Source organism: Frankia sp. CcWB3 (assembly GCF_977927595.1).
Window position 1 is genome coordinate 1 of sequence record NZ_CDWRCK010000051.1, and the last position, 19,985, is coordinate 19,985.

15 protein-coding genes are annotated in these 19,985 nt (G+C 71.1%); 1 reads left to right on the plus strand and 14 read right to left on the minus strand.

What is annotated here, in order from left to right:
- The 11 genes from ACY5KJ_RS06320 to trpC form a co-directional block, all read right to left on the minus strand.
- A partial coding sequence (locus ACY5KJ_RS06320; protein ID WP_462202969.1) for a type IV toxin-antitoxin system AbiEi family antitoxin domain-containing protein occupies positions 1-784 on the minus strand: 784 nt, incomplete at its 3' end.
- Between the two features lie 258 nt (positions 785-1,042).
- Positions 1,043-1,816 (minus strand): sulfite exporter TauE/SafE family protein, encoded by a 774-nt coding sequence (locus ACY5KJ_RS06325; protein ID WP_462202970.1) that lies wholly within the window; start codon positions 1,814-1,816, stop codon positions 1,043-1,045.
- Positions 1,817-1,906: 90 nt separating this feature from the next.
- Entirely contained in the window at positions 1,907-2,362 is a 456-nt protein-coding gene (locus tag ACY5KJ_RS06330; protein ID WP_462202971.1) for a tellurite resistance TerB family protein, read from the minus strand.
- 92 nt (positions 2,363-2,454) lie between these two features.
- The gene (locus tag ACY5KJ_RS06335) at positions 2,455-4,656 is read right to left on the minus strand and encodes a PI-PLC domain-containing protein (protein WP_462202972.1); all 2,202 of its coding nucleotides are present in this window, start codon (positions 4,654-4,656) and stop codon (positions 2,455-2,457) included.
- A 3-nt stretch (positions 4,657-4,659) separates the two neighbouring features.
- Positions 4,660-5,274 (minus strand): adenylate kinase, encoded by a 615-nt coding sequence (locus ACY5KJ_RS06340; protein WP_462202973.1) that lies wholly within the window; start codon positions 5,272-5,274, stop codon positions 4,660-4,662.
- 152 nt (positions 5,275-5,426) lie between these two features.
- The gene (locus tag ACY5KJ_RS06345) at positions 5,427-6,869 is read right to left on the minus strand and encodes a glutamate synthase subunit beta (RefSeq protein WP_462202974.1); all 1,443 of its coding nucleotides are present in this window, start codon (positions 6,867-6,869) and stop codon (positions 5,427-5,429) included.
- Positions 6,870-6,928: 59 nt separating this feature from the next.
- Positions 6,929-11,485, minus strand: a complete 4,557-nt coding sequence (gene gltB / locus ACY5KJ_RS06350) for a glutamate synthase large subunit (protein WP_462202975.1) — start codon at positions 11,483-11,485, stop codon at positions 6,929-6,931.
- Positions 11,486-11,747: 262 nt separating this feature from the next.
- Positions 11,748-12,911 (minus strand): prolipoprotein diacylglyceryl transferase, encoded by a 1,164-nt coding sequence (gene lgt / locus ACY5KJ_RS06355; protein WP_462202976.1) that lies wholly within the window; start codon positions 12,909-12,911, stop codon positions 11,748-11,750.
- A 156-nt stretch (positions 12,912-13,067) separates the two neighbouring features.
- Positions 13,068-13,889: a tryptophan synthase subunit alpha gene (gene trpA, locus ACY5KJ_RS06360; RefSeq protein ID WP_462202977.1), complete on the minus strand. Its 822-nt coding sequence runs from the start codon at positions 13,887-13,889 to the stop codon at positions 13,068-13,070.
- A gap of 74 nt (positions 13,890-13,963) precedes the next feature.
- Complete coding sequence (trpB, locus tag ACY5KJ_RS06365) at positions 13,964-15,325, minus strand: tryptophan synthase subunit beta (RefSeq protein WP_462202978.1); 1,362 nt, start codon at positions 15,323-15,325, stop codon at positions 13,964-13,966.
- Between the two features lie 68 nt (positions 15,326-15,393).
- Complete coding sequence (trpC, locus tag ACY5KJ_RS06370) at positions 15,394-16,197, minus strand: indole-3-glycerol phosphate synthase TrpC (RefSeq protein WP_462202979.1); 804 nt, start codon at positions 16,195-16,197, stop codon at positions 15,394-15,396.
- A 566-nt stretch (positions 16,198-16,763) separates the two neighbouring features.
- On the opposite strand from trpC, the gene ACY5KJ_RS06375 reads away from it, so the two are divergent.
- Positions 16,764-17,126: a hypothetical protein gene (locus tag ACY5KJ_RS06375; RefSeq protein WP_462202980.1), complete on the plus strand. Its 363-nt coding sequence runs from the start codon at positions 16,764-16,766 to the stop codon at positions 17,124-17,126.
- On the opposite strand, the gene ACY5KJ_RS06380 is transcribed toward ACY5KJ_RS06375, so the two are convergent.
- From ACY5KJ_RS06380 to hisI, 3 genes are read right to left on the minus strand one after another with little or no spacing between them, the layout of a single operon-like run.
- Positions 17,127-17,828: a Trp biosynthesis-associated membrane protein gene (locus tag ACY5KJ_RS06380; protein ID WP_462202981.1), complete on the minus strand. Its 702-nt coding sequence runs from the start codon at positions 17,826-17,828 to the stop codon at positions 17,127-17,129.
- Positions 17,825-19,402, minus strand: a complete 1,578-nt coding sequence (locus ACY5KJ_RS06385) for an anthranilate synthase component I (RefSeq protein ID WP_462202982.1) — start codon at positions 19,400-19,402, stop codon at positions 17,825-17,827. The genes ACY5KJ_RS06380 and ACY5KJ_RS06385 overlap by 4 nt, the downstream gene beginning before the upstream one ends.
- Positions 19,399-19,878 (minus strand): phosphoribosyl-AMP cyclohydrolase, encoded by a 480-nt coding sequence (gene hisI / locus ACY5KJ_RS06390; protein WP_462202983.1) that lies wholly within the window; start codon positions 19,876-19,878, stop codon positions 19,399-19,401. Before hisI ends, ACY5KJ_RS06385 begins: the two co-directional genes overlap by 4 nt.
- Positions 19,879-19,985: the final 107 nt, after the last annotated feature.

Sequence of the window (19,985 nt, forward strand, 5' to 3'; positions counted from 1 at the left end):
CAGGCCCTAGGCCGCGGTGCAGGGCTGCGTCCAGGTGGGCGACCGCCGCCTCACGCGACTGGGCGGCCAGCACGAGATCCGCCAGCGTCCGCTCCGGCGAGGTGAGTGGGATCCCACCCAGCTCGACGCGCTGGTCGGCGTCGAGATCGCTGAAGTGCAGCCGGATCCCGCGCGGCTGGGCCCGGGTCTGCCGAGCCGGAAGAAGGAGGTGCACGGGTTCGGTGGAGCTTTCCGGAACCGCGAGCGGAAAACCGTGGAGCCGGGCGGCGGTGATCCCGCAGACGACGGCTCGGGGACGCCCGATGAGCGCGGCCCGCACCCGTGCCGAAAACGGCGAGGAGAAGACCGGGAGAATCGGCGTGGTATTTTCATCGCCGACGATCGGCGCCGCGTGCCCGGGGCCCGCGGTGATGGCACCATGGCGCTTTCTTCGTCGGCGCGCGACGTCGTTCCGGACAAGTCCTGCGGATTCCTTCTCCCGGATTTCAGACTCCCGGGTTTCAGAATGCTCGGCGCGCCGCCAATCCCCCGGCCGCGGGACGTCGTCGACGGAGCCAGGGAGCTCCGTCGGGCCGAGGGGTACGACGAAGACACCGCGCACCGGATGGCTCCACTGGCCGGAGTGGACGAGCTGGCGCAGCTGGCCGCGGGTCAGCCCAGCGGCCATCGCCTGCCGGTAGGTGATCGCACCCCCCTGGCGACCGGCGAGGCGGACCGCGGGGTCGAAACCGGGATAGCGCACGGGACGGGTCGGCGGGGGCGAGGCCGAAGCGGAAAACGTCATGGACCGAGAATCCATCAGGTAGCCCCGGTAATCCAGCGCCACAGGCCACCTGTGGATAACTCCTCGCAGGAGGACGGCGAACGTAGGGCCCACCGATAACCCAGCCGGCTGTCACCGGAGCCATTTCCTCAAGCTAGCTTCGGGAGCGTAGCCGCTACCTAGCCGAGTTGCTTGCGAGAATGTACGATAACGACGGCGCGCATCGTCCGCTAACGCAAGACAATCGACGGACAGCAGGTTGGACGGACAGCAGGTTACTCAGCCACGGATCAACAGCACGATCGCCACGGTCGCACCGAGCATGATGACCGCGCCACGTAGAACGTTCGGTCGTAGCCGGCGAGCCACCCGGGCACCGATCGTCCCGCCGAACAGGGAAGCGAGCACGAGGATGCCGGCGAACTCCCACGAGACCTTCGCGGTGACCAGGAAGACCGCCACTCCCACAGCGTTGACCCCGAACGCGAGCAGCGTCTTCAGCGCGTTGGTGCGCTGCAGGTCGTCGGCGAGCAGAATGCCCAGCACCCCGAGGAGCAGCACCCCGAGCCCCGCGCCGAAATACGATCCGTAGACTCCCGCGACAAAGATCCCAAGCCGGGTCGGCCAGGTCACCCGGGCCGTGGCGTCGACCACGGCCGTGCTGGCTCTCCGGCGTGCCACCACGGCCGCGAGCCGGGACTGAGCCGCCAGGAGCAGACAGGAGACCAGCACCAGGTACGGAACCAGCACCCGGAAGCTGTCGGAGGGCGTGGCCAGCAGCACGACGGCGCCGACCAGACCGCCGAGCAGAGCCGGCGGTCCCAGAGCACGCAGCCGGACGGCCTGCCCGGCAAGCTCGCGGCGGTAGCCCAGCGCCCCACCGGCGTACCCGGTGACCAGCCCCACCGATGAGGTGATGTTGGCGGTCAGCGCCGGCAGACCGGTGGCGAGCAGCGCCGGGAAGGCGATCAGGGTCCCGCCGCCCGCGATCGTGTTCACCGCGCCCGCGAGCAGACCCGCCCCGCCCGCGAGCAGGGCATCGGCTGGTCCCACGTGTCCTCTACGCCGATGGAAGGAAGAGTGACGGGTTCAGGGTGACGGGGTGACGGGGTGACGGGCTCGGCGCAGTGCGGCCGGTCCGGCTCAGAGGTCGAACTCCTCCGGGTTGATGCCGACCGCGAAGCACGCCTCCCGCACGACGGCCTGCTCCGTCTTGTCGAAGGTGCCATCGGCCCCGCCGATGACGATCCCGATCTGGATGACCGCCCTGGCCTCCGCCGGCTTCTTCTTCGTCTTCGCGATCTCCTGGAGAACGGAGACCTTGCCGAACTCGAAATCGGCCTGCAGCTTGCCGACATAGTCGTTGAAGCGACGCTGGAGATCATCCGCGGGAAAGTTGCTAAGCACGTCGTTGGAGATGATCAGCGCGGCGACCCGCTGCCGCTCGGCCGGGTCGATGGTCCCGTCCGCCGCAGCGGCCAACGCGCACATCGCCATGCTCGCATCGCGGAAGGCACCGCTCTTCAGGTCGTTTTTCTTGGCGTTCAGCTGGCCCTGCATCGTCTGAGCGGACTGACGCAGCTGGTTCCAGATCGGCACCTGGGCTCCCTCGCACGGTGACGTATCACTAGATAATTCCTCGCAGGTCAACGCATGACCGCCCGGATATGCTCCCACCGGCTGGCCGAGGGTCAGGAACCGGCACCGCCGGGACCACGGCCGGCGCCGCGAACGCGGTTGAGCCGGTCCACCGCCGTCTGCGCGTCACCGATCGTGGCGAAGTCGACCGCGACGAACGTCGGGATCCGCCCGCGCTCCTGGCGACAACGCTGTGCCCGGGTGAACACGGTCTCGGCGGCGTTCGCGCCGAGGGCGGCACGGCGGCTGGGCGCGGCGGCGGTGAGCCAGTGGTTCATCAGCAGCAGCGAGGCACCGTCCACGCCCCGGTTGCGGGCGCAGGTCCGCAGATCCTCGGGTTTCTTCGCATCGAACGGGGTATCCTCGGCATACCGGTAGAAGCTGCGCAGGAACGTGCCCGGCAGGTCCTGCCGCTCGGTGAAGATCACCAGGCGTCGGCCCGAGCCGACCATCTCGCGCAGGGTCGGCCATCGGCCGTGCGGATCCTCCGGCGGCGTCGTCACCATCCCCGCGAGGCCCGCGGCCGCCACGCCGCCGGCGATCTCGCTCGCCGGCACCTCATTATCCTGGATGATCAGCGTCACGACCTCGGTGGGATTGCGGTTCATCCAGTCCCGGACCCGGGTCAGCTCCGCCACGAAGTCGAGGGAGCCGAGCTGGCACAGGTCATGGCACAGCCAGGTGCCGAGGCGTTCCGATCGGGCGCCTCGCGTCAGCGGAGCGAGCGCGTCGCGGGTCGCGGGCGGCAGGGTCTGCAGGTAGGCGTCGACCTGGGTCGGCGATGTCCAGTGGTGCACGTCGAGCAGCAGGGCGCGCACCCCCAGGTCGAGCTGGTGCGCGATCGCCGGGTCCTGGGCGGGCCCGAGAAACCGGTCCTCACTGGTGGCCATCGCGTTGTGGGTGGCCAGGTAGCTCACCTGATCATAGCGCCGGTCGCACAGCGCCTGCTGGCTGTTGCAGAGCTTGCGGGCCTCGGCTGCGGCGCCCGGGAAGGCCGTCCAGGTCACAGTGATCATCAGAGGCAGCGCGAGGGCGAACGCCGTGGCGACCCGGCGCCGCCGGCCGGTCCGGTTCCACCGAGCGGACACCGCGACGAGCAGCGACAATCCGTAGCCGACCAGGCCGGCCACCAGCGTCCAGACCACGATCCGCAGAAAGCCGCTCTCGAGCGTGCCGTAGGCGCGCGAGGAGAAGTCGACCAGCACTGCGCCAGCTCCCGGCGGCAGGAGCGACGACGGCCCGTCCAGCGAGGTCAGCGGATTCGGCAGCGCGATGCGCAGGACGACGCCGAGCAGCCCGGCACCGACGCCGGCGAGGACCACCGCACCGGTCGCGGCCCGGACCCGGGACACCCCCCGCCGCCCGGCCAGCACGACGATGCCGGCCAGGGCCGCCGTCATGATCAGGGCGAGCAGGAGGGAGACCCACACCAGGGTCGCGGCGACGTCGTGCAGCCGGCCGATCGCGACGATCATCGGCCGGTCATGCAGATCCGACAGGCGGACCCCGAGATCGAGGGTGGATCCGTGGAGATACGCCTGGAGCCGGCCAATGGCCGTCTCGTCGCCCTGGAAGACCTCCGGACCGACCAGCGCCAGTGCTCCGGCGATGTTGCCCGACCTCAGCAGGGCGCGCAGCGGAGCCTCGATGCGCGCACGGGTGTCGGCGTCCACCCGGCCCAGCACCACGGGCAGGACGCGGTCGGTGTCCTGCGGGGAGAGCTCGATCGTGGGTAGGGACTTCGGCGGACGCCCGGCAGCGATGTCGTCGAGCGCGGTGACGACACCGTGGGTGAACTCCTGCACGGTGGTGACCTGGTAGCTGGTGCCGGCGCCCAGTTCACCGGCGACGTACCGGTTGGCCAGGCCCGAGATGTTGTCGAAGATCGGCCGGAGGTCGACGGCGAGTTCGACGTCGTCCGTGTCGGCCCGCAGGTAGTCGACGATCCGGTTGATCTGCTCGTCGGTCATCGCCTGGATCGTCGACGGGGGCAGCACCGTGCGCAGGTTCGCGGTGACGAGGGAGCTGTCGATCGGGAGGCCGGCCAGCAACGTGTCGACCGCGGGATCGGGCAGTACCTGGGTGTAGACGCGGTCGTAGGCGTCGGCCCGGTTCAGCGACTGCGAGTAGAAGGCCGGGTTCAGCACGGTCCGCCACGCGGTGATGACGACGACCAGCGGCAGCCAGCAGAGCACGACGAGGGAGACGAGGGAGACGTGCGCGAGGCGCCCCCGCTCCCCTCCTCGGCGACCCACGGCCTACCGGCAGACAGGCAGACCCGGCTGGGCCCGCAGAGCTGGATGGGCGACGTCCGCCAGCGTCTCCTCGATGCGGGCCGCGACCTCGTCCGGGCTGCCGGAACCGTCCACCGTGCGCAGCAGGCCACCCCGCCGGTAGTAGCGGCGCAGCGGTGCGGTCTCCTCCGCGAAGACCTTCAACCGGCGACGGGCGGTGTCCTCCGCGTCGTCGACCCGGTCCTCGGTGCGGGACCGGCGCCGGATGCGGTCGAGCACCTCGTCGACGTCGACGTCCAGGTCGATGACCGCGTCGAGCGGGCCGCAGGTCGCCACGAGCATCCGGTCCAACGCCTCGGCCTGGGGGTAGGTCCGGGGGAACCCGTCGAACAGGAACCCCACCGCACAGTCGACGCCACTCTCGAGCCGGTCGGCGACGATGTCGAGCACGATCTCGTCGGGGACCAGCTCGCCCGCGCGGACGTAGCGCTCCGCGCGACGGCCCAGCGGCGTACCCGCGGCGATCTGCCGGTCGAACAGCCGGCCGGTCGAGATCGAGGGGATGCCGTGCCGGGCGCTGATGCGAGCGCCCTGGGTTCCCTTGCCGGAGCCAGGTGGACCGAGCAGCACGAGCCTCATGGCACTGAACGGTACCGCCGCAGGTCACCAGGCTGGTCGGCGAGTCCGGTCAATCGCCGCAGATCCGGCATGGAGCAAGACAGATCACATGAATCTTCGGCCAAAAAGTGCTCCGGTGTCCCGGCTGCACGCCGGGGCTGGCCGGCTCCCGGTCAGCGACGCGTCGGCGTGATGGGCTCGGGCAGGTCCGTCCTGCCCATCAGCCAGCGGTCGGTGGCGGCGGCGGCGGCACGTCCCTCGGCAATCGCCCAGACGATCAGTGACTGCCCGCGTCCCATGTCCCCGGCGACGAACACGCCGGGGACCGAGGAGGCCCACCCGGCGTCGCGCGCCACGTTGCCGCGCGCGTCCAGCTCCACCCCGAGATCGGTCAGCAGGCCGGACCGTTCCGGGCCGGTGAACCCCATGGCGAGCAGCACCAGCTGGCAGGGCAGCTCGGTGTCGGTACCCTCGACCTTCTCGAACTTCCCGCCGACGAGGCGCACCTCGTGCAGGCGCAGCGCCCGCACGTTGCCATCCTCATCACCGAGGAATCGCTCGGTGGAGACGGCGAAGACCCGCTCGCCGCCCTCCTCGTGCGCGCTGGAGACCCGGTAGATGATCGGGTATGACGGCCACGGGTTGGCCGGGGCCCGCAGCTCCGGCGGCCGGGGCATGATCTCGAGCTGGTGCACGGAGAGCGCGCCCTGGCGGTGGGAGGTGCCCAGGCAGTCCGCGCCCGTGTCACCGCCGCCGATGATGACCACGTTCTTACCCTTGGCGGAGATGGGCGACTCGGGCAGATCCCCCTGCGCGACCCGGTTCGCGGGCACGAGGAACTCCATCGCGAGATGGATGCCACCCAGCTCCCGGCCGGGAACAGGCAGGTCCCGGCCGACCGTCGATCCCCCGGCGAGGACCGTCGCATCGTAGGAGGAACGCAGCTCGTCCACGGAGATGTCGAGGCCGACGTTGCAGGACGTGATGAACGACGTGCCCTCGGCCGCCATCTGCGCGAGCCGGCGGTCCAGGACCCGCTTCTCCATCTTGAACTCGGGGATGCCGTAGCGGAGCAGGCCTCCGATCCGGTCGGCCCGTTCGTAGACCACGACCTCGTGGCCGGCCCGGGTGAGCTGCTGGGCGGCGGCGAGACCGGCCGGGCCGGAGCCCACGACCGCCACCCGCTTGCCGGTACGCAGCGACGGCGGGACCGGGACCACGGTGTCGTCGGCCCAGGCGCGGTCGATGATGCTGACCTCGACCTGCTTGATGGTCACCGGATCGTCGCCGATGCCGAGCACGCAGGCCGCCTCGCACGGCGCCGGGCACAGCCGCCCGGTGAACTCGGGGAAGTTGTTCGTCGCATGCAGCCGCTCGATGGCGTCCACCCAGTCGCCGCGCCGGGTCAGGTCGTTCCATTCCGGAATGATGTTCCCGAGCGGACAGCCCTCGTGGCAGAACGGGATGCCGCAGTCCATGCAGCGGCTGGCCTGCGTGCGCAGATGCTCCTCGGGGAACGACTCGTACACCTCGCGCCAGTCAGTGATCCTGACGTCCACGGGACGGCGCTTCGGCAGCTCCCTGCGGTGCTTGAGGAAGCCGGTCGGGTCAGCCATGCCGCTCCTGTCGGGTCCGCGCGATCGCGATGATGGTCGGGTCGTGCTTGGCGGCCCAGTCAGCCACGAGCCGCCGCCATGATGACCTCGTCGGCGACGAGCCCCTGCTCCTGCGCCTGCCGGATGGCAGTCAGCACCCGCTTGTAGTCCCGTGGCATCACCTTACGGAACGACCCGCGCACGGTGTCCCAGTCGGCGTACAGCCGGGCAGCCACCGTCGAACCGGTCTCCCGGCGGTGCCGGACGAGCAGGTCCCGCACGATCGTCTCGTCGGCGTCGCCCAGCGCCTCGACGTCCACCATCTCGGTGTTGATCCGCGCCTCGACCGGGTCGTACAGGTAGGCCACGCCGCCGCTCATGCCCGCGGCGAAGTTGCGCCCGATGGCCCCGAGTACCAGCACGGTGCCGCCGGTCATGTACTCGCAGCCGTGGTCGCCGACCCCCTCGACCACCGCGGTCGCCCCGGAGTTGCGCACGCAGAACCGCTCGCCGACGATCCCGCGGAAGAACGCCTCGCCGCCCGTCGCTCCGTAGAGCAGGACGTTACCGGCGACGATGTTCTCCTCGGCCCGCAGCGGGGACTCCTTCGGCGGGAAGACGAAGATCTTGCCGCCGGACAGGCCCTTGCCGGCGTAGTCATTCGCGTCGCCCTCGAGGGTCAGCGTCATGCCGCGGGGCGCGAAGGCGCCGAAGCTCTGCCCCGCGGAGCCGGTGAACCGCAGCTGGATCGTGTCGTCGGGCAGCCCCGCCGCGCCGAATCGCTTCGTCACCTCGTAGCCGAGCATGGTGCCCACGGTTCGGTTGACGTTGCGGATCGGCATCTCCAGCCAGACCGGCCGGCCGTCGTCGAGCGCCCCCTCGCACAGCTGGATCAGCGAGTTGTCCAGCGCCTTGTCCAACCCGTGGTCCTGGCTGGACGTGCAGTTCAGCGAGCCGCCGAAGGGCCGCTCCGGGGTGTGCAGCAACGGGGTGATGTCGAGGCCGGAGGCCTTCCAGTGGTCGACGGCGGCGCGGGCGTCGAGCAGGTCGACCCGGCCGACCGCCTCCTGCAGGCTGCGGAAGCCCAGCGCGGCGAGGTAGGTGCGCACCTCCTCGGCGATGAAGGTGAAGAAGGCCTCGACGAACTCGGGCCTGCCGGTGAACCGCCTGCGCAGTTCCGGGTTCTGGGTCGCCACACCGACCGGACAGGTGTCGAGATGGCAGACGCGCATCATCACGCAGCCGGCAACCACCAGCGGGGCGGTGGCGAAACCGAACTCCTCGGCCCCCAGCAGCGCCCCGACGATGACGTCGCGGCCGGTCTTCAGCTGCCCGTCGACCTGCACGACGATGCGGTCGCGCAGGCCGTTGAGCAGCAGCGTCTGCTGGGTCTCGGCCAGCCCCAGCTCCCACGGGGCACCCGCGTGCTTCAGCGAGGTCAGCGGCGAGGCGCCCGTCCCGCCGTCGTGCCCGGAGATCAGCACCACGTCGGCGTGCGCCTTGGAGACCCCGGCGGCGACCGTGCCGACGCCGACCTCGGCGACCAGCTTGACGTGCACCCGGGCCTTGGGGTTGGCGTTCTTCAGGTCGTGGATGAGCTGGGCGAGGTCCTCGATCGAGTAGATGTCATGGTGCGGCGGCGGGGAGATGAGCCCGACACCGGGCGTCGAGTGCCGCGTCTTCGCGATCCACGGGTAGACCTTGTGGCCAGGAAGCTGCCCCCCCTCGCCGGGCTTCGCCCCCTGGGCCATCTTGATCTGGATGTCGTCGGCGTTGGCGAGGTACTCGCTGGTCACCCCGAACCGGCCGCTGGCGACCTGCTTGACCGCGGAGCGGCGCAGGTCCCCGTTCGCGTCCGGCGTGAACCGCTCCGCGTCCTCGCCGCCCTCGCCGGTGTTCGACTTCCCGCCGAGCCGGTTCATGGCGATAGCCAGCGTCTCGTGCGCCTCGGCGCTGATCGAGCCGTAGGACATGGCGCCGGTCGCGAACCGCTTGACGATCTCCGAGGCCGGCTCGACCTCCTCGATCGGCACCGGCGTGCGCACCCCGGTACGCAGCTCGAACAGACCCCGCAGCGTCGCGTTCTCCCGGGACAGGCCGTCGACCCGGGCGGTGTACTTCTGGAAGGTCTCGTACTGCCGGGTGCGGGTGGCGTGCTGGAGCAGGAAGACGGTCTCCGGGTTGAACAGGTGCAGCTCACCCTCGCGGCGCCACTGGTACTCGCCGCCGACCTCCAGCGTGCGGTGCGCGTGCTCGGAAGCGATCGGCGGATAGGCCCGCCGGTGCCGCGCGGCCACCTCCGCCGCGATGACGTCGAGCCCGACGCCGTCGAGGCGCGACGGGGTACCCGCGAAATAGGCGTCGATCAGTTCCTGGGACAGCCCGATCGCCTCGAAGACCTGGGCGCCGGTGTAGCTCGCCACCGTCGAGATGCCCATCTTGGACATCACCTTCAGCACGCCCTTGCCGAGCGCCTTGATCATGTTCTTCTCGGCCTGCTCCCGGGACACCCCGACGATCTCGCCCTCGGCGATGAGGCTGTCGATCGACTCGAATGCCAGGTACGGGTTGACTGCCGCGGCGCCGTAGCCGGTGAGCAGTGCGATGTGGTGCACCTCGCGGGCGTCGCCGCACTCGACGATGAGGCCGACCTTCGTCCTGGTCCGCTCCCGGATCAGGTGGTGGTGCACGGCGGCGGTCAGCAGCAGCGACGGGATCGGGGCCTTGCGCGTGTCGGAGTCCCGGTCGGAGAGCACGACGATGCGGGCACCGTCGGCGATGGCCTCGCTGACCCCGGCGCAGATCTCCGCCAGCCGGGCGGCGAGCGCCGCGCCGCCCCCGTCGACGTCATACAGACCACGGACCGTCACCGAGGCGAAGCCGGGCATGTCACCGTCGTCATTGATACCGATGATCTTCGAAAGTTGGCTGCTGCTGATCACCGGATAGGGCAGGTGCACCATCCGGCAGGACGCCGGGGACGGCGCGAGCAGGTTGCCCTCCGGGCCGAGCACCCGGCCCAGGCTCGTCACCAGCTCCTCGCGGATCGCGTCCAGCGGCGGGTTGGTGACCTGCGCGAACAACTGGGTGAAGTAGTCGAACAGCAGCCGGGGACGGCTGGAGAGCACCGCCACCGGCGTGTCGGTGCCCATCGAGCCGATCGGCTCCGCGCCCGTGCGCGCCATCGGCGCGACGAGCACGCGCAGCTCCTCCAGCGTGTAGCCGAACACCTGCTGGCGACGCAGCACCGAGGAGTGCCCGTAGAGGAGCTGCTCCCGCTCGGGCAGGTCGTCCAGCTCGATCAGACCGGCATGCAGCCACTCCGCGTACGGCGCCGCGTTCGCGAGCTCGGACTTGATCTCCTCGTCGCTGACGATGCGCCCCTCGGCGGTGTCCACCAGGAACATCCGCCCCGGCTGGAGCCGGCCCTTCTGCACCACCTTGTGCGGCGGGATGTCGAGCACGCCCACCTCGGAGGCCATCACGACCAGGCCGTCGTCGGTGACCCAGTACCGCGACGGCCGCAGTCCGTTACGGTCGAGCACCGCCCCGATGACCGTCCCGTCGGTGAACGCGATGGAGGCCGGGCCGTCCCACGGCTCCATCAGCGTGGAGTGGAACTGGTAGAAGGCGCGCAGCGCCGAGTCCATCTCGGTGTGGTTCTCCCACGCCTCGGGGATCATCATCAGCACCGCGTGCGGAAGGCTGCGACCACCCAGGTACAGCAGTTCCAGGACCTCGTCGAAGCTCGCCGAGTCGCTCGCCCCGTCCGCGCAGATGGGAAACAGCCGGGAGAGGTCACCGGGGATCAGGTCGCTGGCGAGCAGCGCCTCGCGGGCCCGCATCCAGTTCCGGTTCCCGCGGACGGTGTTGATCTCCCCGTTGTGGGCGACGAACCGGTACGGGTGCGCCAGCGGCCAGCTCGGGAAGGTGTTCGTGGAGAACCGGCTGTGCACCAGCGCGATGGCACTGGCGAACCGGGGGTCGTCGAGGTCCGGGAAGTAGGCCGAGAGCTGGTGGGTGGTGAGCATCCCCTTGTAGACCAGGGTCCGTGACGACAGCGACGCCAGGTAGACGCCGGTCTCCCGGCGGATCCGCTTGCGGGCGCAGAACGCCCGGCGTTCGAGGTCGGCCTGGTCGAACCCGTCTCCCGCGCCGCCCTCAACCGGACCGGCGGCGGGCAGACCGCCGGGCAATGCGAGGAACAGCTGCCGCATCCGCGGCTCAACCTCGTGGGCCGCGTGCCCGACGATGTGGCTGACGACCGGCACCTCACGCCAGCCGAGGACCCACAGCCCCTCCTGGCGGACGATGCGGCTGATGGTGCGCACGGCGTCGTCCCGCTCCCCCGAGACCTGCGGCAGGAAGGCGATCCCGACGGCGTAACGCCCCGGGGCGGGCAGCGCGAAGTCGACGACGTCACGCAGGAACAGATCGGGGACCTGCACCAGGATGCCGGCTCCGTCGCCGGTGTCCGGGTCGCTGCCCGAGGCACCCCGGTGGTCGAGGTTACGCAGCACGGTCAGGCCCTGCTCGACCAGCTCGTGACTGCGCCTGCCGTGTACATCGACGACGAAGCCGACGCCACAGGCGTCGTGTTCGAAGGTGGGGTCGTAAAGACCTTGCGCACTCGGCATCCGGCGAAGTCCTGTCCATCTTCAGGGGCTGAAGGGGGTGCGGACGACGCTGTCCGAGTGGTGTGACGGCACGGCGGCGCTGGCCCGGCGCCCCGTGTCTCTACCGAGTGTGCCACGCGACCCGCTCATGCGCCGTGATCAAATATGTCCAGGAAATCACCGCCAGATGACGTCATACCTCCCCACCCGGCCTCGGTCACTACGAGTAGGGGAAGGCCGACGGTCGGCCGACGCCCGGGGCCCCGCCGGAGACGGCGTCTCATCAGGGCGTCTGCGGCTCCTCCGGCGGAACGGCCGACGTGTGCCCACCGCTCGCCGGCAATCTCGTTGCCAGGCCGCGGCTCTGCTGCTGCGAACCAGCCGGTACGGCAGTGGTGGCGGCAGTGGTGGCGGTCGGCCCGGAGTCGTCGGGCACCGCGGCGGCGGGTACCGACCCGGCGGAACCGGGATCGGCCGGATCGGGATCGGCCGGATCGGGACCGGCCGAGTCGAGAGCGGCCAGATCAGGATCGACCGGATCGGGACCGGCCGCTCGCTGGTCGGCGGCACCGGCACCGGCGGTCGTCACCGTGGACCGCGTCGCGGGCCGGGAACGGGCGATCCCGAGGGCCTCCTGCTCCTCCCTGGACAGATTCGGGTCCACGGGACGGCGGGTGACCGCCAGCGCCAGCAACGCCCCCAGACAGACGACGATCGAGGTCCAGACGTTGACCCGCAGCCCGAGGATCTGGTTCGCCGTGTCGATGCGCAGCATCTCGATCCACAACCGGCCGAACGTGTAGAGCGCGACGTAGAGGTAGAACAGCTTGCCGCGGCCGAGCCGGTGCCGTCGATCGACGACCAACAGGATCCCGGCCACCACCAGGTTCCACAGGAACTCGTAGAGGAAGGTCGGCTGGTAGGTGGACACGCCGGGGATGATCTGGTGCTTCTCGTCGATGCGCACCGCCCAGGGCAGGGTGCTCGCCTTGCCGTACAGCTCCTGGTTGAACCAGTTGCCCCAGCGTCCGATCGCCTGGGCGAGGATGATGCCCGGCGCCGCGGCGTCGCCGAACAGGGCGAGGCTGATGCCGTAGCGCCGGGTCGCCAGCCACGCGCCGAACGCCCCGCCCGCGATGGCGCCCCAGATACCCAGCCCGCCGTTCCAGATCTTGATGACGTCCAGCACGTTGCCGTCCCGGCCGAAGTAGGCGTCCGGGGTGCTGACCACGTGGTAGACACGGGCGCCGACGATGCCGAACGGGACGGCCCAGTAGGCGACCTCGCTGGCCACCATGGGATCCATGCCGCGGGCGCGCAGCCTTCTTCCCGTCACGAATACGGCGACGAAGATGCTAATGATGATCATCAGGGCGTAGGCGCGCAGCGGCACCGGCCCGAGATACACCACGCCACGCGATGGGCTGGGAATAGCGGCAAGAACCACGGTCGCCAGGCTATCCCGTGGACCCGTCCATCACGCGCGGGGTAGTCCGGCCACGTGTCGCACAGCCACGTGTCCCACTCGGTGCGCAGCGGGGTGATATAGGCGGCGATAGATGTGGGCGACAGCTGTGACGGCTGGGCCGGGACGGCCGGGAGTTCACGCCGGGACGGGAGCGCGCACTCCTCCGGCGAGTTCCGCGGCGAGCCGACGGATTCCGGCGAGGCCCGCTGAGGCGCCGGCTCCGGAACGTTCCGCCTCGAGCAGGACCTTCACCAGCGCGGAGCCGACGATCACACCGTCGGCGAAGCCCGCGACCTCGGCGGCCTGCGCCGCGGTGCTCACCCCGAGCCCCACCGCCACCGGGAGCTCGGTGGCGGCCCGCACCCGGGCGACCAGATCGGCCGCCCGCTCGCCGACCGCCGCCCGGGTCCCGGTGACACCCATCAGCGAGGCGGCGTAGACAAAGCCGCGCGCGACGCCGACGACCAGCCGGAGGCGGGTGTCCGAGGAGCTGGGAGCGACGAGGAACACCGGGGCCAGGCCGTGCGCGGCGCACGCGTCGAGCCAGGGCCCGGCCTCTTCGGGCGGCAGGTCCGGAGTGATCGCCCCGGCGCCCCCGGCAGCGGCGAGATCGGCCGCGAACGCGGCCGCGCCGTAGCGGTCGATCGGGTTCCAGTAGGACATGACCAGAGTCGGGGCCCCCGTCGCGGCGACGGCCTCGACGGTGCGGATCACGTCCTGCGTCGTGACCCCGCCGCGCAGGGCCGCATCCGCCGCATCCTGGATCACCGGACCGTCCATGGTGGGGTCGGAGTAGGGCAGGCCGACCTCGACGACGTCGACTCCCGCCGCCACCATGGCCCGCATGGCCTCGATCGCCCCGTCCACCGTCGGGAATCCCGCGGGCAGATAGCCGACCAGCACCGACCGCCCCTCCTCGCGGGCCGCCGCGAACACTGCGTCCAACCGACTCTGCACCGTGCGTCCGTTCCGTCGGGCCCGAGGGCCGATGTGTCCTGTCTTTGGTTGCGCCGGTCCCGAGGCAGGGTCCCTCAGGATCCTCCCTCAGGGTCCCTCAGGCCGGCCCCCGCCGGACCGCCGGCGGGGCCCCCGCCGGCATCGGCCTCGTCTAGGAGGTCGAACCAGCGGGCGGCGGTGTCGACGTCCTTGTCCCCCCGACCGGAGCAGTTGACGACGACGACCGCGCCCGGACCGAGCTCCCGGGCGACGTCGAGGGCACCCGCGAAGGCGTGCGCGCTCTCGATCGCGACCAGGATGCCCTCGGTACGGGCCACCAGCGCGAGCGCCTCCATCGCGGCGGTGTCGTCCACGACCCGATAGCTCGCCCGACCAGTCTCGTGCAGCAGGGCATGTTCGGGGCCGATGCCGGGGTAGTCCAGACCCGCCGAGATCGAGTGGGAGACCTGGGTCTGCCCGAACTCGTCCTGCAGCAGGAACGTCCGCATGCCGTGCAGCACGCCCGCGGAACCGCCGGCGATCGCCGCGGCGTGCCGACCGGTGGTGACCCCGTCCCCCCCGGCCTCGCAGCCGATCAGCGCGACCTCGACGTCGGGGATGAACGGGTGGAAGATGCCCATCGCGTTCGAGCCGCCACCGACGCAGGCGACGACGGCGTCGGGCAGCCGGCCGACACGGTCGAGCACCTGGGCGCGGGCCTCGACCCCGATGATCCGCTGGAAATCGCGGACCAGCATCGGGAACGGGTGCGGGCCCATCACCGACCCGATGCAGTAGTGGGTCGTGCCAACGGTGGCCACCCAGTCGCGCATGGCCTCGTTGATGGCGTCCTTCAACGTTCGGCTGCCGGACGTGACCGCGACGACCTCGGCGCCGAGCAGGCGCATCCGGGCGACGTTGAGGGCCTGCCGGCGGGTGTCCTCCTCGCCCATGTAGACGACGCAGTCCAGGCCGAGCAGAGCGCAGGCGGTGGCCGTGGCAACACCGTGCTGACCGGCTCCGGTCTCGGCGATGACCCGGGTCTTGCCCATCCGCCGGGTCAGCAGGCACTGCCCGAGGACATTATTGATCTTGTGGGAACCGGTGTGCGCGAGGTCCTCACGCTTGAGCAGGATGCGGGCACCGCCAACGTGCGCGGTGAGCCGGTGGGCGTCGGTGAGCGGAGTGGGCCGGCCCGCGTAGCTCGCCAGCAGCTCGTCCAGTTCCGCGGTGAAGCCGGGATCCACCCTGGCCGCCGCGTAGGCCGCGGTGAGCTCGTCCATCGCTGCCATGAGGGCCTCGGGGACAAAGCGACCACCGAAACGCCCGAAGTGCCCCGAGGAGTCGGGGAACGCCTGCCAGCTCGACGCGTCCAGACGGGCCGGACCGGAGCTCGACGGCGTCCCGGTTCCGGCGGCCGCGGGGCGAACTGACTCGGCAGCGGTTCGGATGGTCACGGTGCGACTGTATAGGGCCGAGCCCCGGATACCGGGGCACGGGCGCCGGGGCACGGGCGCCGACGGCCTCAGCGCCCGATCCGGGCCGCCGGGTGCGCGCCGGCCGCCACCAGATCGGCGACCGTCTGACGGGGATCGCCGGTGACGGCCGCCTCGCCGACCAGTACCACGTCCGCCCCCGCGGCGGCGTAGGCGAGCAGATCGTGCGGCCCCCGGATGCCGGACTCGGCGACCGCGAGCACTCCCGGGGGCACCATCGGCACGAGCCGGGCGAAGGTGCTCCGATCGATCTTCAGCGTGTGCAGGTCGCGGGCGTTCACCCCGACCAGTCGGGCGCCGGCGTCCAGCGATCGCACCATCTCCGCCTCGTCGTGCACCTCGACCAGCGCCGTCATGCCCAGGGACTCAATCCGCTCGTGCAGGCCGACGAGCCGCGGCTGGTCCAGCGCCGCGACGATGAGCAGGACGATGTCCGCCCCGTGCGCCCGGGCCTCGAAGACCTGGTAGGGCGACACGATGAAGTCCTTGCGCAGCAGCGGGACGTCCACCGCGCGACGCACGGCATCGAGGTCGGCCAGGGAGCCGCCGAAGCGCCGTTGCTCGGTCAGGACACTCACCGCGGCGGCGCCCGCCGCCTCGTACTCGGTGGCGAGGGCAGCGGGGTCGGTGATGGCCGCCAGCTCCCCCTTCGAGGGGGAACGGCGCTTCACCTCGGCAATCACCGAGACCCGGGAGTCCCGGAAGACGGCGAGCGCGTCCTTCGGGTCGGGAACGCGTTCCACCCGCCGCTTGAGATCTGCCAGAGAGGTCTGTTGCTCGCGGGCGGCAAGATCGATCCCGACCCCGTCGAGGATCTCGGCGAGAACGCTCATCGCCCCGCGCTCGCGACTGTCGCGGTCATGCCGCCGATGGTAGGCCAGGCAGGCACGGTGAGCCCGGCACCCCCACATGCAGCTACGATCCATAACTCCACGTAGTTGAGTTTCCCGTGGGGAATCGGGTAGCGACCCGAACACACCCATCTTCACGGAGACTGCACCGTCAGCCACTTCGGATCCGCCTACACCGATCAGCTACGATCCGCAATCGATCTTGCGTCGTGAGCCCGTTGACAGAGTGACGCGACGAGTCCGGTGAACCACCGTGCGCAGAGGCACAACCGGGTTACCACCTCGGTCGCCGGGCAACGGCATCACGAGATCCGGGCGGCCGCACGACAGGTTCTCGGGATCGGCGGCAGGTTCTCGGGATCGGCGGCCGCGGCGCGCACGCTCGGGACCGCCGCGCCTTCGCCGACCGGAAACACGCATGGCACGCCGCACATGTCCTCGAACGGACCGGACCCTCGAACGGACCGAATCCTCGGGCGGACCCGGGCAGCGCCCCAGGGACGGCGTGGCGGGCTGGCGTCGATCGCCGGCACCCCCTATAGTCGAACATGAGTTCGATACCAAGGGATACCAAGGAGAGTTCCGATGGGCATCCGCCGCATCTCGCCCCCCTCAGCGCCGCCCGGGTGCCCGCGGCGCGCGACGCCCCAGGCGCGCACCCGCGGCCCCGCCTCGAGCCCGAGCTCGCCGAGCAGCTCGACGAGCTGTCCCGCTGCCTGATCCGGATGGACGCCGTCATGATGATGCTCGAAGCCGACCTGGACCGCCGGGCACTGGCTCTCGCGGAGCTGGTCGACCCGTTTCCCGACCTCCCACCCGCGGACTTGGCGCCCGCCGACCCGCTGACCGGTGGCGCTCCCGGTTCCGGCTGGCCGGCCCGCCGGGCCGGGCGCCGCGGAGACGCCAGGTGATCAGGTCGGGTCGTGGCCCCGCTCGATCGCGTCCCAGGCGTCGGCCGGAGTGGCATCGCGGGCCTGGTAGCGGCCGGACATCGCGGGCCATGACCGGCCGCGCAGGACGACGAGGGCGCCGACGAGGATGAGCAGCAGCCCGCCCGCGAACGACAGCCAGGGAGCGATCGTCTGGCTGACGTCATCGATCCGCGCCTGGCCACCGGGCACGAGCTGGCGGACCTGATCGGTCTCGCGCAGCGTCGGGAGTGGATCCCAGCCGATGCGTCCGGTCACGTAGGCGATGCCGACCCCGGCGGCCGCGATGAGCACACCGATGACCGGCCGCCCGAGGCGCCGGGTGGCCACGATCGCCACGGCCGCGGCAAGCCCGACCAGGGCGAGAGCGGTCGCCGGCGAGGCAAGCGCCCCGCCGGTCCAGTGCACGGCGAGTGGCGCCGCGACGGCGCCGCCGTCCGCCCCACCGCGGGGCACGCTCACCCGGGCGGACACCCAGGTCGCACCGCCCGACACGAGCACGACGCCGGCACCGAGCAGACATCCCAACACCGCGAGGGTGCGTTCCCGGTGGCCGCGTCGCATCGCCTCGGCCGCGTGCACATCGCCCCCGGGAGGGTGGCCCGGCGAAGGCGGCTCCGCGGTGCCGGCCCGGTCGCGCGGGGAGGATGGGCGCCCCGCGGAGGAGGACCCCGCGGCCGTCATGACGGCGGTCGCAACGACTCGGCGACCTCGACGGCGCGCAGGACGGCGGCGGCCTTCGCGCGGCTTTCCAGATCCTCGGTGTCGGGATCGGAATCCGCGACGATGCCGGCTCCGGCCTGGACATAGGCCATGTCGTCGCGCATCACCGTGGTACGGATCGCGATCGCGGTGTCCAGATCACCGCCGAAGTCCAGGTAGCCGACCACGCCCCCGTACAGGCCCCGCCGAGTCGGCTCCAGCTCGTCGATGACCTCCATCGCCCGCACCTTGGGCGCCCCCGAGAGCGTCCCCGCCGGAAACGTCGCTGCCAGCACGTCCACGGCGCTGCGGTCCGGGGCCACCTCACCGATCACCGTGGAGACGATGTGCATGATGTGCGAGAACCGTTCGATGGCCGCGAACTCGACGACCCGGACCGAACCGGGATTGCAGACCCGCCCGAGGTCGTTGCGGACCAGGTCGACCAGCATCACGTGCTCGGAGCGTTCCTTCGGGTCCGCGAGAAGCTCCACCGCAAGCTCGGCGTCCTGTTCGGGAGTGGCTCCCCGGGGCCGGCTGCCCGCGATGGGATGCAGCAACGCCCGGCGGCCGGTGACCTTGACGTGCGTCTCCGGGGAGGATCCGACGACGTCGTGGTCGGCGAAGCGCAGCAGGTACATATAGGGACTTGGATTCGAGGTCCGCAGCACCCGGTAGACGTCGAGCGCATCCGCGGTCGTCCGCCGTTCGAAGCGCTGCGAGACGACGATCTGGAAGCACTCGCCGGCGCGGATCTCCTCGATGGCCCGCTCGACCGCGGTCTGGAAGGCACCGGGAGGCGTGGCGGAGACGAAGTCGCCGACCCCCGCAGCGGTGCCCGCCGTGGTCGCCACGGTCGGCTCGTTCCACTTCGCGAGATCGCTGGTCATGGCCTCCAGCCGGGCCACCGCGTCGTCGTAGGCGGCGTCCAGGTCGATCCCGGCCGGGTGTGCGGCGGCGTCTGCGTCCCCACCGGTGGCGCCGGTGGCGCCTGCGTCACCGGCGCCACTCCCGCAGCCGGTGAAGACGTTGGCCACCAGCAGGCAGGAACCGTCCCGATGGTCCAGCACGGCGAGATCGGTGGTGAGCAGCATACGCAGCTCGGGAAGGCCGAGGTCGTCGATGGCGTGCGCGGGGAGCCGCTCGATGCGACGCACGATGTCGTAGCCGAGATAGCCGACCAGGCCACCCATGAGCGGAGGGGCCTGTGGGCTGTTCGAGGCCTGCAGAGTGCTCTCCACCGCGCGCAGGATGTCGAGCGGGTCACCGTCGACCGGCACCCCGGGAGGCGGCGCACCGTCCACCCACACCGCCTGCCCGTCGCGCTCGGTCAGCGTCGCCGCGGCCCGCACACCGATGAACGAATACCGCGACCACACCCCGCCGTGCTCCGCCGATTCCAGCAGGAACGTCCCGGAGCCGCCGGCGAGCTTGCGGTAGACGCCGACGGGTGTCTCCCCGTCGGCAAGCAGCCGGCGGGTGACGGCGACGACCGGATGCGCCGCCGCGGCGGCCCGGAACTCCTCCCGGCTGGGGATAATCTGCCCGGTCGTCATCGGTCCGCGCCAGCCTTGTCCGCGCCAGCCTTGTCCGCGCCGACGGGGTCACCAGCGGCACCGGAAACCCTGGCGGCACCGGAGAGGTCGCGGGGCCGGGCAGTATCCGTGGCCTCGGCGGTCGCCGTGGGCAGAAGATCGTCGTCGAAGCAGGTCCGCGTGCCCGTGTGGCAAGCCGGGCCCACCTGGTCCACCCGGACGAGGACGGTGTCCCCGTCGCAGTCGAGCGCGACCGACCGCACCCATTGCCGGTGCCCGCTGGTCTCCCCCTTGACCCAGTACTCCGCGCGGCTGCGGCTCCAGTACGTGGCCCGGCCCGTGGTGAGGGTCCGGTGCAGCGCCTCGTCGTCCATCCACCCGAGCATCAGCACCTCGCCGGTGTCGTACTGCTGGGCGACGGCGGGGAACAGGCCCGCGTCGTCGCGGCGCAGCCTACGGGCGATGGCGGGATCCAGAGCAGAAGGGCGAACGGTCACCCCGCTATTCTGCTCGCGCTGCTCGCGCTGCTCGCGCTGCTCGCGCCCGGCGCCGCAGCGGTGCCGGGCGCGAGCAGCGCGAGCAGCGCGAGCAGCGCGAGCAGAAT